Annotated in this window: 18 protein-coding genes; 8 read left to right on the top strand and 10 right to left on the bottom strand. The window is 58.8% G+C overall.

The window, feature by feature from the left end:
- Positions 1-99: 99 nt before the first annotated feature.
- Together AC221Y_RS10840 and AC221Y_RS10835 are read left to right on the top strand one after the other, a co-directional pair.
- Complete coding sequence (locus AC221Y_RS10840; protein WP_299756384.1) at positions 100-636, top strand: TRAP transporter small permease subunit; 537 nt, start codon at positions 100-102, stop codon at positions 634-636.
- 6 nt (positions 637-642) lie between these two features.
- A complete protein-coding gene (locus AC221Y_RS10835) occupies positions 643-1,953 on the top strand; it encodes a TRAP transporter large permease (protein WP_299756385.1) in 1,311 nt (436 codons plus the stop codon).
- Here the strand turns inward: AC221Y_RS10835 and AC221Y_RS10830 are convergent.
- Genes AC221Y_RS10830 through AC221Y_RS10815 form a run of 4 tightly spaced genes read right to left on the bottom strand, consistent with a single transcriptional unit; the run spans position 1,950 to position 6,686 of the window.
- Entirely contained in the window at positions 1,950-3,290 is a 1,341-nt protein-coding gene (locus AC221Y_RS10830) for an MmgE/PrpD family protein (protein ID WP_299756387.1), read from the bottom strand. The two genes, AC221Y_RS10835 and AC221Y_RS10830, sit on opposite strands and share 4 nt — an antisense overlap.
- Positions 3,287-4,642: an FAD-dependent oxidoreductase gene (locus AC221Y_RS10825; protein WP_299756389.1), complete on the bottom strand. Its 1,356-nt coding sequence runs from the start codon at positions 4,640-4,642 to the stop codon at positions 3,287-3,289. Before AC221Y_RS10825 ends, AC221Y_RS10830 begins: the two co-directional genes overlap by 4 nt.
- Entirely contained in the window at positions 4,639-6,000 is a 1,362-nt protein-coding gene (locus tag AC221Y_RS10820; protein WP_299756391.1) for an MmgE/PrpD family protein, read from the bottom strand. The genes AC221Y_RS10825 and AC221Y_RS10820 overlap by 4 nt, the downstream gene beginning before the upstream one ends.
- Positions 5,997-6,686 carry an isochorismatase family protein gene (locus tag AC221Y_RS10815; RefSeq protein ID WP_299756393.1) on the bottom strand — a complete coding sequence of 230 codons (690 nt, stop codon included), beginning with the start codon at positions 6,684-6,686 and terminating at the stop codon, positions 5,997-5,999. The genes AC221Y_RS10820 and AC221Y_RS10815 overlap by 4 nt, the downstream gene beginning before the upstream one ends.
- Positions 6,687-6,779: 93 nt before the next feature.
- On the opposite strand from AC221Y_RS10815, the gene AC221Y_RS10810 reads away from it, so the two are divergent.
- The 3 genes from AC221Y_RS10810 to AC221Y_RS10800 are packed head-to-tail and all read left to right on the top strand — an operon-like array spanning position 6,780 to position 8,424.
- The gene (locus AC221Y_RS10810; RefSeq protein WP_486707319.1) at positions 6,780-7,667 is read left to right on the top strand and encodes a polysaccharide deacetylase family protein; all 888 of its coding nucleotides are present in this window, start codon (positions 6,780-6,782) and stop codon (positions 7,665-7,667) included.
- A complete protein-coding gene (locus tag AC221Y_RS10805) occupies positions 7,664-8,050 on the top strand; it encodes a nuclear transport factor 2 family protein (RefSeq protein ID WP_299756398.1) in 387 nt (128 codons plus the stop codon). The genes AC221Y_RS10810 and AC221Y_RS10805 overlap by 4 nt, the downstream gene beginning before the upstream one ends.
- Positions 8,047-8,424 (top strand): nuclear transport factor 2 family protein, encoded by a 378-nt coding sequence (locus AC221Y_RS10800; protein ID WP_299756400.1) that lies wholly within the window; start codon positions 8,047-8,049, stop codon positions 8,422-8,424. The genes AC221Y_RS10805 and AC221Y_RS10800 overlap by 4 nt, the downstream gene beginning before the upstream one ends.
- Here the strand turns inward: AC221Y_RS10800 and AC221Y_RS10795 are convergent.
- The 5 genes from AC221Y_RS10795 to AC221Y_RS10775 are packed head-to-tail and all read right to left on the bottom strand — an operon-like array spanning position 8,414 to position 12,588.
- Complete coding sequence (locus tag AC221Y_RS10795; protein ID WP_299756402.1) at positions 8,414-9,085, bottom strand: cysteine hydrolase family protein; 672 nt, start codon at positions 9,083-9,085, stop codon at positions 8,414-8,416. The genes AC221Y_RS10800 and AC221Y_RS10795 overlap by 11 nt on opposite strands.
- 11 nt (positions 9,086-9,096) lie before the next feature.
- Entirely contained in the window at positions 9,097-10,488 is a 1,392-nt protein-coding gene (locus AC221Y_RS10790) for an acyclic terpene utilization AtuA family protein (protein WP_486707318.1), read from the bottom strand.
- Positions 10,485-10,781, bottom strand: coding sequence for a DUF4387 domain-containing protein (locus AC221Y_RS10785; RefSeq protein ID WP_299756408.1), 297 nt, complete (start codon positions 10,779-10,781; stop codon positions 10,485-10,487). Before AC221Y_RS10785 ends, AC221Y_RS10790 begins: the two co-directional genes overlap by 4 nt.
- Positions 10,778-11,680 (bottom strand): polysaccharide deacetylase family protein, encoded by a 903-nt coding sequence (locus tag AC221Y_RS10780; protein ID WP_299756410.1) that lies wholly within the window; start codon positions 11,678-11,680, stop codon positions 10,778-10,780. Before AC221Y_RS10780 ends, AC221Y_RS10785 begins: the two co-directional genes overlap by 4 nt.
- Positions 11,677-12,588, bottom strand: a complete 912-nt coding sequence (locus AC221Y_RS10775) for a polysaccharide deacetylase family protein (RefSeq protein ID WP_299756412.1) — start codon at positions 12,586-12,588, stop codon at positions 11,677-11,679. Before AC221Y_RS10775 ends, AC221Y_RS10780 begins: the two co-directional genes overlap by 4 nt.
- 88 nt (positions 12,589-12,676) lie before the next feature.
- On the opposite strand from AC221Y_RS10775, the gene AC221Y_RS10770 reads away from it, so the two are divergent.
- A complete protein-coding gene (locus AC221Y_RS10770) occupies positions 12,677-13,540 on the top strand; it encodes an isocitrate lyase/PEP mutase family protein (protein ID WP_299756415.1) in 864 nt (287 codons plus the stop codon).
- Here the strand turns inward: AC221Y_RS10770 and AC221Y_RS10765 are convergent.
- Positions 13,537-14,097, bottom strand: a complete 561-nt coding sequence (locus AC221Y_RS10765) for a tautomerase family protein (RefSeq protein WP_486707317.1) — start codon at positions 14,095-14,097, stop codon at positions 13,537-13,539. The genes AC221Y_RS10770 and AC221Y_RS10765 overlap by 4 nt on opposite strands.
- Before the next feature lie 77 nt (positions 14,098-14,174).
- Here AC221Y_RS10765 and AC221Y_RS10760 point away from each other — a divergent pair, with 77 nt between their 5' ends.
- Both AC221Y_RS10760 and AC221Y_RS10755 read left to right on the top strand, forming a co-directional pair.
- A complete protein-coding gene (locus AC221Y_RS10760) occupies positions 14,175-14,561 on the top strand; it encodes a VOC family protein (protein ID WP_299756420.1) in 387 nt (128 codons plus the stop codon).
- On the top strand, positions 14,558-15,168 hold a 611-nt coding region (locus AC221Y_RS10755), incomplete at its 3' end, for an ABC transporter substrate-binding protein (RefSeq protein WP_486707316.1). The genes AC221Y_RS10760 and AC221Y_RS10755, both read left to right, overlap by 4 nt.

Below are 15,168 nucleotides of genomic sequence, written 5' to 3'. Positions count from 1 at the left end.
TAGCTGCTTACTGGCGCGCAATCATCGACGCCGACTAAGCACAAAACTTCGGTGGCGGGCGAAAGCGCCCGCCACCATCCATCGACGATAGGCATCTCTGTGAAAATCATCTCCCGTATTGTCGAACGACTAGCTCTCATCATCTTGATGATTGGTGGTGTTGGGATGTTAATGTCGATGTTCCTCGGTGTGGCCGATATCGTCGGAACTCAAGTGCTTCTGATACCAGTACCCGGCCCGCGTGAATTGACCGAAAGCACTATGGTACTCATCGTGTTTGGAGCGCTAGCTTACGCGCAAATTCGCCGCGCCCATATTCGGGTAGAGCTCGTATATTTCCAAATGCCGCCGCGGGTGCGCGCGGTAATGGACGTAATAACCGATTTGGCAGCCATCGCTTTTTTTGGATTGATCCTGTCGCAGGCCATTCCCGAAGCCCAGTATTCCGTGCAAATTGGGGAAGCAACAGTCGGTCTAATTAGGTTCCCGCTCTGGCCTGCCCGGTTCATCCTGGCAGCTGGATGCGCCCTTATGATCATCCAACTGATTCTGCATCTGATCGAAGATCTGATCCGCATCAGAACCGGCGAGGGGCTCGACAATGATCCGCTCGAAATCCACCAGAAAGTGGAGTGACAGCAAATGTTTGATCCGGCAACCGCAGGTGTCATTGTCGCAGTTATCCTTTTCTTTCTCCTATCGACCGGTACCCACATCGGTGTCGCGCTCGGTCTGAGTGGTTTCATCGGTATCTTTATAACAATCAATGAGCGCGCCGCCTTAGCACAGGTAGCGACAATCCCGTTTTCGACGACAAATTCCTTCACACTGGCCGTGATCCCCCTCTTTATCCTGATGGGATCGCTTGCAACTCAGGCTGGATTGACCACCGACTTATACCGAGCGGCATATAACTGGCTTGGCAAGATCTCAGGCGGCCTTGCGATGGCCACGACATTGGCCTCGGCAGCCTTCGGCGCCGCTTGTGGATCGACCATCGTAAACGCCGCGGTTTTCACGAAAATGGCCATGCCCGAGATGACTAAATTCGGCTACGACAAGCGTCTCTCCGCGGGCTGCATCGCAGCCTCCGGCACTCTGGCTTCGCTCATCCCGCCGTCGATCTTGATGATCATCTATGCCGTAATCACCGAGCAATCTGTGGCCCGCCTATTGGTAGCAGGCCTGATACCGGGGTTGATGTCGGCGGCCATCTATATGGGCGGTATCTATTTTATTGCCAAAGCGCGCCCAGACCTTGCTCCCATACCAGACGTGACGATCACACGCCGGGAGAAATGGGAGTCTCTAAAAGGAGTCTGGGGCATCTCGTTCTTGTTCGTTCTGGTCATCGGCGGAATCTACTTGGGCTTCTTTGTGCCGACATACGCCGGTGCCGTCGGCGCATTCGGAGCCTTCCTGATCGTGGCTGCAAAGCGCAAACTAAATTTGCAAGTTCTTGTTGATACTTTCAAGGACGCAGGCATCACCACATCCACGATCTTCATCATCGTCATCGGCGGAATAATTTTTGCGCGCTTCCTAACCTACACGGGCCTTGTGGTCGACATTTCAGACTGGATGCTCGCTCTCGAACTGTCGCCCATCGCATACCTCCTGTGCTTCGCAGCTCTCTATCTGGTTCTGGGGATGCTAATTGACCCCATTGCCATCATGGTGATGACCTTGCCAGTAATGTTCCCGATTATGACCGGCGTCGGCTATGATCCGATCTGGTTGGGGGTTATTGCAATTAAATTGGCGGAGATCAGTCTGATCACGCCACCTGTGGGGTTGAATGTTTATGTCGTTCGCTCAGCCTCACCGGTGCCATTGAGGTTGGAAGAGGTATTTGCAGGAGTGACGCCGTTCCTGATCCTGGACCTGTTCACCTTGGGCCTGCTGATCGCCTTCCCTTCGATTGTGCTCTTCCTGCCAAATTTGATGGGCTAAGCGCAAAGCAGGTTTGACAAACGACCTGTGTCGGCGGCACTCCCGATCTCGAGGATCTCCAACGCCAATTCGGCAACCTCTTCCGGACTGTATCTGAGGCCGGCATTTGCAGCAAACTTGTCACGGACATCTGCAGTTTCCACTGGGCGATCTGGCGCACCGCGCACCTGAGTTACCTCGGCACTGATCCGCCCTTGCCCCGTTTCAAGCTCAATCCGAGCTGCAAAACGTTCGGGAAAGCCGTGGTCCCGCATCGGCGTCCAGGTCATTTTACGAGCGACCTCGATCACCTCGGCGCGCGGCGTGGTATCGAAACTGGCCACATCGACACGGCCATCGACCAGCATTAGCGCCATGCAATAGGCCAGGCCCCATTTGCCGTCATAGCCCGAAACTGGGGTTTGTCGGCGCGCCCATGGCTCGCAAACAAGAGGCGCTGCCGGCGGAGGCACGAAGGCATTCAGTGACGTGAAGTTTTGCGCGGTCACGCCCTTGCACATCAGACTTTCGATGGCTTCCAGAAACGGGTGAATGTAGTGACAGCAGGGGTAAAGCTTGAAGGCCGCCTGAGGTATGAGCCACTCCTGCCCGAGTGTGGCGAGTTGAGGCCCAAGCATCTTCCCACCCCCTGCAAAAGTATTCATAACCCCAAATGCGCTATCCAATACCGACGCAGGGCCGGTCATTCCAGCGCGCGCCAGTCGCACGGCGTCAATACCGGTTCGCGCCGCCCAGCCGGGATTCAGCGCCTTCGACATCGCGCCATCAGCCAGAAAAGCGAGCGTTCCTGACGCCTGCCCACCTGCTATCCCAATTGCAGAGACCGCACGCGCGGCATCCAGCCCCAATACCTGCGCAGCAGCAGCGGCAGCCCCAATCGCACCGCCGACGGAAGTCACCTGAAACCCATGCGCTTGAAACGCGCCCGGGGCCGCAAGGCCGATCCGGATTGCCACTTCCCACGCCACTATATAGGCGCGGATCAAATCACACCCGCTGGCCCCGGCGAGTTGCGCGACCGCAAGCGCCACTGGGGCCGCGACAGCGCTGCCATGCACAACCGAGCCAATATGGGTATCGTCGTATTCAAGCGCATGGATCAGTGCGCCGTTGATCATCGCCGCCGCGCCGGCCTCGGCGGTGCCTCCGGAAAGCAGGCTTGCTGACCCCGCAGGGGCCGCCCCCGCCCAGTCGGCGTTATCCGCCACGGTGGAGGACGCTATTCCGACGCCTAGCGCATCAAGAAGGTGCATATGCGCAGCATCCAGAACCTCCTCCGGCACACCCTCGACAAAGGTCTGTGCGGCAAATGCGGCGATCCGCTCTGCGCCAGTCATGCGCTAGCCTTGATCTCGTCCATCGCAACAATCCCCGCCCTGCGTCCTAGAACAAGGGCTGATATTAACCCGTTGCCCGAGGCATAGCCTAGTGCGCCGTCCTGCCCACTGATCCCCGCTGCAGCGCCCCCTCCTGCAAAGAGGTTCGCAACTACGCCTCCACTCGCTTTGCGAACTCGCGCTTTGACGTCTACCAGCAACCCGCCTTGAGTGTGAAACAGCCCCGGTTTGACCTTCACTGCGGCGAAGGGGGCTTGCAACGGAGCCATTGCAAAGGCCTTGCGCCCGAATGCGTCGCACGACTGTGCACGCGCGGCTGCGTTATAGTCCAAAATGGTTTGTTCCAGCCCCGCGAGGTCGAGACCTACTTTTTCGGCCAATGCCCCTGGCGTGTCAGCCCATTTCACTGCCCCCATTGCGGACATCTCTGCGTATTCTTCCTCGGCCAGTGCCACCTCATGGATGCGTGCGTCGTATATTGCCCAAGCGAACGAACCCTGTTTCATCACATGTGCAGCAAAGCCTGAATATCCCAGATCCTCATTACCGAAGCGACGCCCCGTCTCGCTGACCAACACGCCACCCTTTTCTAGCGTCGTCCAAGACAGGAGTTGACCTTGCGGGTAGGCCACAGCCGCATAGCCCTGATAAGCTCCCATATTGCCCAAGCACGCGCCCAGTTCCTTTCCCCAACGCACGGCATCGCCAGTGCTGCCGGGCGCACCGAAGTACTCGGCGGCGGCGATCTCGGAGCAATGCTCGGCTACGAGCGCCGGATCGGCAGCAAATCCATTTGTTGCCAGAAGCACCTTTTGTGCACGGATCGACTCCCCACCAACGACTGCCCCGACTACCTTTCCGTCTTCGACAAGCAACGACTCCGCCAAGTTACCAACGGCAATTGGGATGTCCCGATCCGCTACGCATCGCAGTAGATCATCTACCAAATCCTGTCCCCTGCGGGAGCGTGGAGCGTGCAATCGCTCCACTGAATGACCTATATGGCGATAGGCGGTGATCAATTCCATCCGTGCGCCTAGATCGTCAATCAGCCATTCGCAAAGCGGGCCACACTCCGCGGCAATCATCTGGGTCAAATCGTCGGCATCATGGTGGCCCGCCACCCGGATCAAGTCCGTGACCATACGCTCAGGACTATCTTCGATGCCTGCCGCGCGCTGATATCTGGAGCCTGCTCCGGGGATTGACCCAGTTGAAAGTGCCGAGTTCCCGCCCGGGCGATCGCGCCCTTCAAGAATGGCAACGGAGCCGCCGGCGTCATGGGCTGATATAGCGCCCGCTAGCCCACAGGCACCGGCCCCAATGACCAGAAGATCCAGCGTATCGCTCATGCGTCGGTCATTCCGCCCACGGTTTCATCCCAAGGCCGCGACAAGGCCATTGTGTCGAGATCGAGAAGCGCATCGACAACAGCGAGCATCGCTGGATATGGCGCACCCACGATGCCGTGAATCTTGGCTCGGATTTCATCCGGTGTGAACGGCAGGTCAGGTCCTCCTCGCGCGCTCATCACCTCTTCAGTCAGGGTAGAGCCATCATCTAGCGTCCATGTCACGCGCGTTGGGCGGTCATTTGGCCAATCAGGAAGAGGCAGGAAGGGCGAGGTGCTGACCCTATGGCGCAGTGACACGACCTCAGGGATATGCAAGGAGTTGGATGAAAACGCCTCTGCTCCACCGCTGGCATGCACTGCTGACGTCGCGGCGATGTGTTGTATCGAGAATTTCCCGGCTATCGTGGTTTCGGGGTCTGGATTATCCATAATCCGGGCCTTCTCATGGGTTTCTAAGTGGATCGCAGCGACACGCTCTACCGGAGCTTTTTCCAGCAATTTCTTAGTCGCCTCGATGGTCGCATGACCATACTGGCAGCAGGCAAATACCTTGTGATAGCCGTCAGATATGGCCCAGGCTTCGCCTAGCCCGCCATTCAACTGCTTGGGATCTGCTGACGCTCCGAAGGCATCGGCGTATACATCATGCAGCGCAGAAGGCAGCCCCCGAATACCGATCGCTGCCCAATCCACCGCGCGCAGCCCGGTCTGGGCCGAGATGCCCGGCCAGACGTTGCGGACAAGCGAGCCTTGGATCGGATGGGTGTAGGGGCCCGGTAGCACCATGGTTGCCGCACTGGAGATTGCCCCGATGGCCACGCTCTCAGGCACCCGCCGCAGCGCCGAAACCGCGGCAGCCGCGCCAACGGCAGCGAGGCTACCATGCGGGTGCAAAACAAGGTTCGCGAACGTAAAGGTGCGTGCGACACGTGCCACAGTTTCATAACCCAAGACCAAGGCACGCAGCAGGTCAGACGTGGAGTATCCTTCAGCCTCAGCTTCGGCCAATAGTGCCGGCAAGCAGTAGACACCGGCATGACAAATCACGCGGCGATAGCCTTCGTCGAGTTCCGCCCAATCGCCCGCACAGCCATTGGCCATGGCGGCGGAATAGCGATCGAATCGCTGTCCTCGCGCGTTGAAAACGGTCGCCTCGGCCGGACCGGCAGACTTGGCAACGCCATCATGCAGCGCGACAACCTCCGGCTCATCCCGCGCCGCCACCATTGCCGCCATATCATCACACAAAACCAGGGCCGCGCGCTTTTGCACGGGCTCGGGGAGGTCAGCCCATTCGATCGCGCTTGTGAAGGCGACAAGATTCGTTAGGGCCGTTCCGATATCAGCAGCGCTCATGATGCGGTTTCCATAGCATTAAGGGTTTCAATCACCTCAGACGAGGGCAGCACATCGGCGTATTTGCCATTCATGTCCCACAAGTTCACCGCATGGGAGGTGGGCGCGCGGTCATAGACACAGTCATCCGGCACGATGACCTTGAAATTCAGTGCAAAGGCATCCGTGACCGACGAACGGACGCAACCCGAAGTCGTGCAACCCGTCACCACCAGAGTATCGACACCCAGATCGATCAGGTGGCTGGTTAGGGGCGTACCAAAGAACGCGCTAGGGTGTTTCTTGGGCAATAGTACGTCGCCTTTTAAAGGGGCTATCTGCTCAACGAATTCATAACCCTTAGCGTCGATCCCCATGATTGAAGGAATTTTTTGCGCCAGGCGTCCCCCATCAGTAGCGGCGTTTTTGGGGGCCACATGAGGATAGAGTACGGGAAACCCCTTGGCACGAAACACTGACAGCAACGGTTCGATTTTATCCACGGCAGCCCAACCAACATCTCCACATGAGGTCGGGTACTCCTTGATCGCATCCCAATAGGGTTTCCGCTCCGTCCCGACGGTGCGATACTGCACGTCAATAATCAGCAGTGCAGGATGCTTGCCGAAACCGCCCGCTCCGCCGAACCCCGCAGAGGCATATCGGCGCTCTTCTTCTTCGGTGATAACACCGGTCCATGACGGCATTTCGCGTTCCCCACCCTGCTGAAATCTGTCAACAGTTGACGGAATGGGCGTGACGTTGTCAACCTAACTCCCGCTGACCAGACGAGGATTGCAATGGAAATTCGCCACCATAAAAGGTACGACTTCAGACCCCTACCCGAACGTCCAGTCTATGACTGGCCTGGCGGCAAACGGCTTGCGGTGAGCCTGTGTAACAACATCGAGTGGTTCTCGTTCATGACGGGGCTTGGAAGTGATCACACTCTGCCGGGGGCGGCGCAGACAACGCGCAACTATGCATGGCGCGACTACGGCAACCGGGTCGGCATATGGTATTTGTTCGATCTGCTCGACGAGCTTGATCTGCCCGCCTCGCACAACGTCAACGCCGCCGCGCTCGACCGCTGCCCCGAGATTGTCGCCCGAATTCGCGCGCGGGGGGACGAGGTGATTGGACACGGACTGACCAACTCCGAGCGGCAGGACTGTATGGACGAGGCGACCGAGCGCGCGATGATTGAGCACACCTCTGACGCTATCGCCCGCCACTTTGGCGCGCGCCCCAAGGGCTGGCTCGGCCCCTACATCGTGCAATCAGAAGTCACGCTCGACCTACTTAAGGAGGCCGGCTATTCCTATATGCTCGACTGGCCCGCTGACGACCAACCTTTCTGGATGAGCACGCGCTCGGGACCGTTGCTTTCGGTCCCTTACTCCATCGAGTTGAACGACAGCCCGGCGCAGGTGTTCCGCCACCATACAGGCCGTGAGTTCGAGGAGATGATCGTCGACCATTTCGACGAGATGCTCTTCCAATCGGCCAAATACCCACTAGTCTTCAACATCGTGCTACACCCATTTGTCATTGGTCAGCCTTTCCGATTGCGCGCGCTTCGCCGTGCGCTCGACCACATACTTAAACACCGCGATGATCTATGGCTGACCACCCCGGGCGGTGTGGCAGATTACGTCGCCAAGCTTCCTGAAGGGACAGTCCCATGACGCGCGATGCTCAATTCGCCTTAGTGAAACGCTACTTCGACGCAGTAGATGGAGAGGACCTGCCCGGCTTACTGGACACTCTGGCTCCCGATTGCGTTTTCACGGTCGAGACCCACAATGTTAAGCTTGCGGGCCATGCCGAGATTTCCTCCATGTTCACCCGGCTTTGGGCAGACCATGCTGCCGTTCTACACCACCAGTTCACACACGTAGCGGACCCGGAGACAGGCCGTATCTCAAGCCGCTTCACAGTTCAGAATACCGAGCATGACGGAAGCCTGACCCATAAATCCAACTGCAACTTCTTCGAGATCGCCGGCGAGCGTTTTGCAACGGTGCGTGTCTATATGACTGGACAGAACACCTTGAAGGACGGCGTATGACCGACGACGGACTGACCGAACTTGCGATGCGGTACTTCAAAGCGCTCGACGCTCGTGATCCCGATGCATTGGCAGAAACACTGGCCGAGGATTGCGTGGTAACGATTGAGACCCACGGCATTCGCTATGATGGGCGCGAAGCGGTCCGCAAGCTCTTCGCGATACGTTGGGAGGGCCCTTTGCGGGCGGTCCACCACGATTTCACCCATTCGCCCTCAGCTGCAAAGGGCCGGATCGCCAGCCAGTTTACCGTCACTTACTCTGGGCCCAACGCGCCGGAACCCAAATCCAACGTCAATGTCTTCACCATGCACAGCGGCACAATCCAAAAGATCGCCGTCTATATGGCAGGTGCCAACACGATCAAGACGTAAGGATGGCGATCACTTCGCCGGTGGAGCGGACCTTGCCGAAGAAGCGGCCAAAGTTGCGCATTGTTCCCTCGTGCAATTCCTTGTGGGTCGTGGCACAAGCATCTTCCACCAACGTAACCGCATAGCCCCGATCCGCAGCCTCCCGCGCTGTGGTTTCGACGCACATGTTCGTCGAAACCCCCGTCATGAAGAGATGCTCGCGGTCCATAGTGCGCAGCAGGTGGTCAAGACCCGTTGAGGCAAAAGCACCTATGGAAGTCTTGCGTACAATGGGATCGCCAGGCTCGGGCGCAAGTTCTTCAATGATCTGATGCTGGCGCTGGCCCTCGTAATTACCCACCGATTGAAAGAAGGCGCGCATATGCACCGGGGCATCGGAACAATCCGCCAATGCCGCGCCGATTGTAACGTAGACAACTTTCCCGCCGGCCGCGCGCATCGCCTTGATCAGGCGTTGGTTGTTGGGGATCACGAGGCTCTCGATCCGGTGAAAACGCCAGTCGGCTACACTGTTGCCCTCCGCCTTCATTTTCTCAGCTAAGGCCCCGGTGCGGTGGCCGGTGGCATATTGCATATCGACGATCACAAGGGCCGAACGCGCGGGATCCGTGACCCGTTCGGCATTGAACTGGGTGACGTAGTCGGAGCTTGTCTCGTTCATGGGTTTTCCTCTTAGATCTCGTGAAACGTAACGGGAAAAAGCGCGTCGTGTGCCTCCCACGTGTCAAGTTGCAGAATGTGGTAGAGCGAAAAAGCGTAAGCGGGCCCGGCGTCAAGTTCGGGCGGAGTGACAGGAAAAGCGAGGTTTCCACCGGTGCAAAGGCGGCCCGGAAACCCAAAATGCAACAGCTGTTGACGCGCAGCGGCGGCCACGGCTCGAGCTGTCTCGGCGTCGGGGGCAACGCATTCACCAAGGATAAAGATCTCTCGTGGCGGCGTGTCCGGCGGTGTCGGCCAATCCATTATGCCGTCGATACCGTATCGGCGAAAAGTCAGACCCCAAGGCGCGTCAGACGTGGAGGTGATCAGTTCGGCCACGCCGTCCTGCACCCCTTGCAAAATCTTGTCGGAGACCGCGATGAAGCCTGGATCGGCGACGGCCGCCATTATCGCAACGCGGTGACCAACAAACCGAGCGGCTTCAACTTTCACGCTTGGCTTTGCCGAAGAGTGCCAGACTGCTCCCTTTACGAGGACGCGGCGTTCGTCGAGCGCCTCATAGGTCGCATCACTCAGCTCCACGTGACCCTCGGGTTCGAAAACACGGTTAGGTTCGGACTGCTCATAAAGCGCATGGGCGGCGACGGACAGGGGCGTTGCCGCGCGGACAGGGTTCATGCTTTCCAACGTGAAGCCATCCCCCTCCAGCGTCGCCAACATCGCATCCCGTCCGCCCGGCTCGCAACAAAGCGATGTGCATTCGAGGATTTTGGCCATGTGGACAGAGGGGCCTTTGGGATAACCCAGCAGCACCGGCACCACTGCAAAGGGCGCCGTATCACAGGCGCGACCCGCAAGGATCACGTCAGCTCCGGCCTCCAGCGCCTTGGCGAAGGCACGCTGCCCCATCTGGCCAACAATAGCGAGTGAGCCTTCGATATCAGCCTGCATCGGTCCGATTGGCGTCAGACGGCCAGCAGAATCCGCAGCTTGCACTATGTCCTTCGGCACATCAGCACCGATGGTTGCCAAACGAAATCGCAGGCCCCAGTCAGCAGCCACACTACGCAATAAAGCCTCGACCGCCGCCAAATGCGGCGCGCCCCCCGCGGTTCCGGCACTTCCGATCAGGAGCGGCACATCAAGGCCCCGCGCCGCCTTCAGCACCATTTCCAAATCGCGCCGCGCCATGGACGGCGACGCCGCCATCTTGCCCGAGCCCAGATAGACAGGCCCCGGATCTATCGATCCCATATCGGCTGCAATAACATGTGGTTTACGCTCAACACCGGCATCGAAGGCTTTTTCTGGAATGCCCAGTCCCAGCTGCCCTGACGCAGCGAGCACCCTCAACGGGGCCTCAGGCCCAGACCAATTGGCTGCCAGGCGAGCAAAGGAACTCAAACCGACAACCCTAAAAGCGGCACGTGTTGCTGTGCGCCGTAGACGTCCCGATCCCCCGGCGCGCCTGCAGGCACCTCTCGGGGAAGCACTATCTTCACTGCTTTGGCTGCGGACACCGAAATCACACTGACATCTGCAACTGCGCGTCCATAGCGTGCGGCCACGGCTTCGACGGTAAGCCCGGCACGTCCGCGCACAAAGGTGTCCTCATCAGCAAAGAGCACGTCAATTGTTAGCAAGGTCGGGCCAGCGTTCTTCGAGCGCACAACGCGGGCCAATTCTGACAGCGTCATACCGGCGCACCCCAAGCCTGACGGCAATGATCCGCTATCTCACTGGCGGTGGCGCTCCAAAAATTATCGACAGCGCACAGACGGTCCAGGGCATCACGCAGATAGCGGACCCGGTGCGGCTGACCGATTACCCATGGATGCAGCGAGAGCATGAAACTCCGCCCGCCCTCGCCGGCCAGCGCCTCCGCAGCCTCGCCCACCAGCTCAGGATAGCGCGGGTTCGGCACCTTGCGCAGCCACAGAGCAGTCACATCATCCCATTCCATCTGGTTTGGGATCGATACCAACGGCGGCGAGGTCTGAAAGAGATAGGGTTGGTCGTCATTGGGCCAATCAAGCACATGATCATACCCTGCCTCAGCCAAAAGCTGTGGCGTTTGGGGGCTTTCGCCGCTGTCTGGCCCGAGCCACCCCCGCGGGACATGACCGAGGATTCGCTCGAAGGTTTCCGATGTACGCTTGATGATGCCGCGCTCTTCGACCTCGCCTAACTCAGAGGTCAACATACGCGACTGATATTCGCCGTGCGCGACAAACTCTGCCCCTAAGTTTAGCAAGGACTCAACCGCCCGCGGATACCGTTCAAGTGCGCTTGCATTGGCCGCGACCGTCAGCTTTAGGTCTCGCCCCTCCAATGCTTTCAGCACACGAAAGAGTCCTATCCGGTTGCCGTATTCACGCTGAGTGAAGGGACGGTATTCGGGGAAGTAAAAGCCATACTCGCCGCTAAAGCGCGTGTCTTTCCACGCGCCGTCTGGCGGCTCAAGCTCCCAATGCTCCAGATGGATCAGCACGCAGACCGCCATACGCGCGCCGTCCGGCCACGCCAGCGCGGGCCGCTCGGGCATCGCCGAGAACGGATAGAGGTCGTGATCCATTCCTTCGCGCGGCTCTGTCACGTCGCAAGCCCCCGATGCCAGTCGATATGATCCTGACAGTTGGCGAGATAGTGGTCCGCAATCTCTTCGCCCGTTGCCGCCCAGACGCCATCATGACCCAGCACATACTCCAACGCTTCGGCCAGATGCCTGATCCGGTGTGGCTGGCCGATCATGTAGGGATGCAGGGCGATACACATGACCTGCCCGCCCTCGGCATAAAGTTCATCAAACCCGTCGCGGATCATCTGCGCAAAATCCGCCGCCTCGAACTGCTGGCGGTGCAGAATCGAGTCATTGAGATCCATTGTATAGGGAAGTGTGATCAGGGAGCCGGTCTTGGTGCGCAACGGCACCGGTTGGTCGTCATGATGCCAGTCGGTATAGTAGGTGATGCCGGCTTCCGCGATCAGGTCGGGCGTGTTCAGAGTGTATGAGGCCGCGGGGCTGAACCAGCCTCGGATCTGCCGCCCGGTCAATTCTCCATAAAGATCAATGCATTCCCGGATCGCGGCGCGCTCGTCTGCCTCGGAATAGTTCCAATGGTAGCGGGTGTTGTACATACCGTGGCACAAAACCGACCATTTGCGCGCCTCCATCGCCTCGAAAATCTGCGGGTAATGAACCCAGTTGGCTATCGACAGCGAAACCGTACCGCGAATATTCAACCGGTCAAAGAGCTCGAACATCCGCCACAGGCCCACGCGATTGCCATAGTCGCGCGATCCATAGCCTATAACATCCGGATGCGGCGTGCGTGGCCAGGGGTTGCGAACGGCCGACGGGCGCGGAACGTATTCGTAGTGCTCAACATTGGGCACAACCCACAGGGCCAGCTTCGCGCCGTTTGGCCAAGAAATTTTAGGCCGGTCCGGCCAAGCCGAATAGGGCGCGCGATCGGCATGGGCAAATGGCTGATCTGGCCGCACGGCGTTTCCTCACTGCAAACTGTTTACAGTTGACACTAAACGAGACAGGCTGAGCAGCAACCCCCGGCGCCAGGCAAATGGAAGTCAGATGCGAAAAACCACCCGTCTGAAGACCCTGATCGAAGCGCCCAAATTGCTGGTCATGCCCGGCGCGTATGATGCGCTGTCGGCCATGCTGATCGAGGATGCCGGTTTCGATGCGGTGCAGTGCTCTGGCTTTGGGATTGCAGCCAGTCATCTGGGCCTGCCCGATATCGGAATTCTCGGCTTTCGCGAGATGCTAGACCGAACGCGAGTGATCGCCGGGGCGGTCAATATCCCGAGCATGGCGGACGGAGACACGGGCTTTGGCGATGCAGCTACCACGTGGCACATTGTGCGCGAGTTCGAGGCAGCGGGTGCGGCAGGCATCAATCTGGAAGATCAGGTAATGCCCAAGCGCTGCGGCCATTTCACCGGCAAGGCCGTGATCCCGATGGGCGAGATGGTCGGAAAACTTCGCGCCGCCGCAGACGCGCGCTTAGACAAGGACTTCGTCATCAACGCGCGGACAGACGCGCTGCAACCTTTGGGCGTGGATGAAGCTATCCGACGCGGCAACGCCTATGCCGAAGCCGGCGCGACATTGATCTTCGTGGATGGGATAGAGACCCGCGATGAGGTCAAGCAAGTGATCGCCGAGATCGCGGCGCCCGTTTCGATCAACATGGTAGAGGGGGGGCGCACACCGATGTTTACCTTCACAGAGCTGGAGGAACTGGGCGCCGCCCGCGTCTCCTGCCCTGTCACCACTATCCTTGCGGCCATGAAGGGCGTGCAGCAGGCCTTGGCCACGCTAAAAGATACTGGCGCGCCGGGTTCGCAGCCCGATGCCTTGGCCGGGTTTGGCGAGATCAAAGACCGCCTTCGCGCGCCAAATTTCGAAACACTTGGCAAGAAATTCGCAGGTTAGGAAGGCCGATGTTCGGAAAGATCGTTCCAAACTTCCTGACGCACGATGCGGCCTGCAATCAATTCGAAACGGTCAATGAAACGGACACCCTCGAACGGGGTGCCGTCCACCCAAGCACCGTGAAGCGTGCCACGGCAGCAGACAATCGCTTTATTTTCATCAAAGGCCTCGTCAAACCCCTCAAACGTTTTGCCCACCTGAGAATAGCGCGTCTTGCTCCACTCGAACAATTCCTCGAGCGAGAACATAGTTCGTCCGCTGGGAAAAGTCATTGTGAAGTCTTCGTGCAAATGGCCCTTGGCACGGCCCACGTCGCGCTCCTCCATCGCCGCCAGATAATCCTGGACAACCGCAGCGGCCCCTGGGATCGGTGCGCCAGGAGTGCGCGAACGACCGCCACGCATGTAATTGGTCGGCGAAACTTCCTCGACGACGACGGTAATACCATCAGGCGGGGCCGCAATCGTCGCGCGCACTGCGTCGGTCATGCGCCTCGAAAGGGATGTAATAGTCTCAGCATCATAGCCTTCGATGAGTGTGACTTTGATGACCGGCATGTCTTGCTTCCTCGCTCTGTTCACGCGCATCATATTGCACGGCGCAACCCGTAATCAACAAAGACCCGGAGGGCCCTATGACATTCACCATCAAAATGATCGACCATGTCGTGCTGTATGTCTCGAACATGGAACAGTCCCGGCACTTTTATGAGAAAGTTCTGGGATGCAAACTCGTGCGGCACAATACGAATCTGAACTTGATGCATATGTCCGCAGGCGCCTCAATGATCGATCTGCTGCCAGCGCCCGACCCGGACGCCGGGGGCGCAAATGTCGATCACGTGGCCTTGCAGATCGAACCTTTTGAAGCAGAAACTCTGCTGGCGCATCTGCGCAGCCATGGGGTTGAGCCCACGGAGCCCCGTGACCGGTTCGGCGCAGGCGGCACTGGTCCGTCGCTGACCTTTGAAGATCCGGACGGGAATACGATAGAGCTCAAAGGGCCCGCGCTCATAGAATGATCACGCTCTATGAAAACTTGCGCACAATCGTGTATGCGCCCTTCTATTTGGCGGATCTACGCGGGTTTTGGGCGGATCAGGGATTGGAAGTGAAAATCCAACTGTCCCGCGATCCTGTCGAGACCGCCGAGGGCCTTCTGGCAGGACGCGCCGATATCTCATGGGGCGGTCCAATGCGAGTGATGTTGCATCACGAGCGTGACCCCGATTGCCCGCTCGTTGCGTTTGGCCAGATCGTGGCGCGCGATCCGTTCTTGCTAATCGGGCGCGCACCCAACCCCCGCTTCCGGTTCCAGGACCTGTCAGCCGCACGCTTAGCCGTGGCAACCGAGGTGCCTACTCCGTGGATGACCTTTCAAGACGATCTGACCCGCTCCGGGATAGAGCTTTCGACCCTCGACATTGCGCCCAAAGCCCCAATGCAGACCGCCGCGGCCCGACTTGCGGCAGACGAGATAGACGTCGCACAAGTATTGGAACCATATGCCTCTGCGGCCGTGGCGGAAGGCAGCGCCTATATCTGGCACCGGTTCGCTAGCCGAGGTGATATCGGCTACACCAGTTTCTACACAACACGCGCCTATCTGGAGGCGCATCCTAAGACCTG

The sequence above is a fragment of the Boseongicola sp. genome (genome assembly GCF_057460485.1).
The sequence above is the reverse complement of the archived record's forward strand: the minus strand, read 5'-3'. Positions and strand labels throughout refer to the sequence as shown.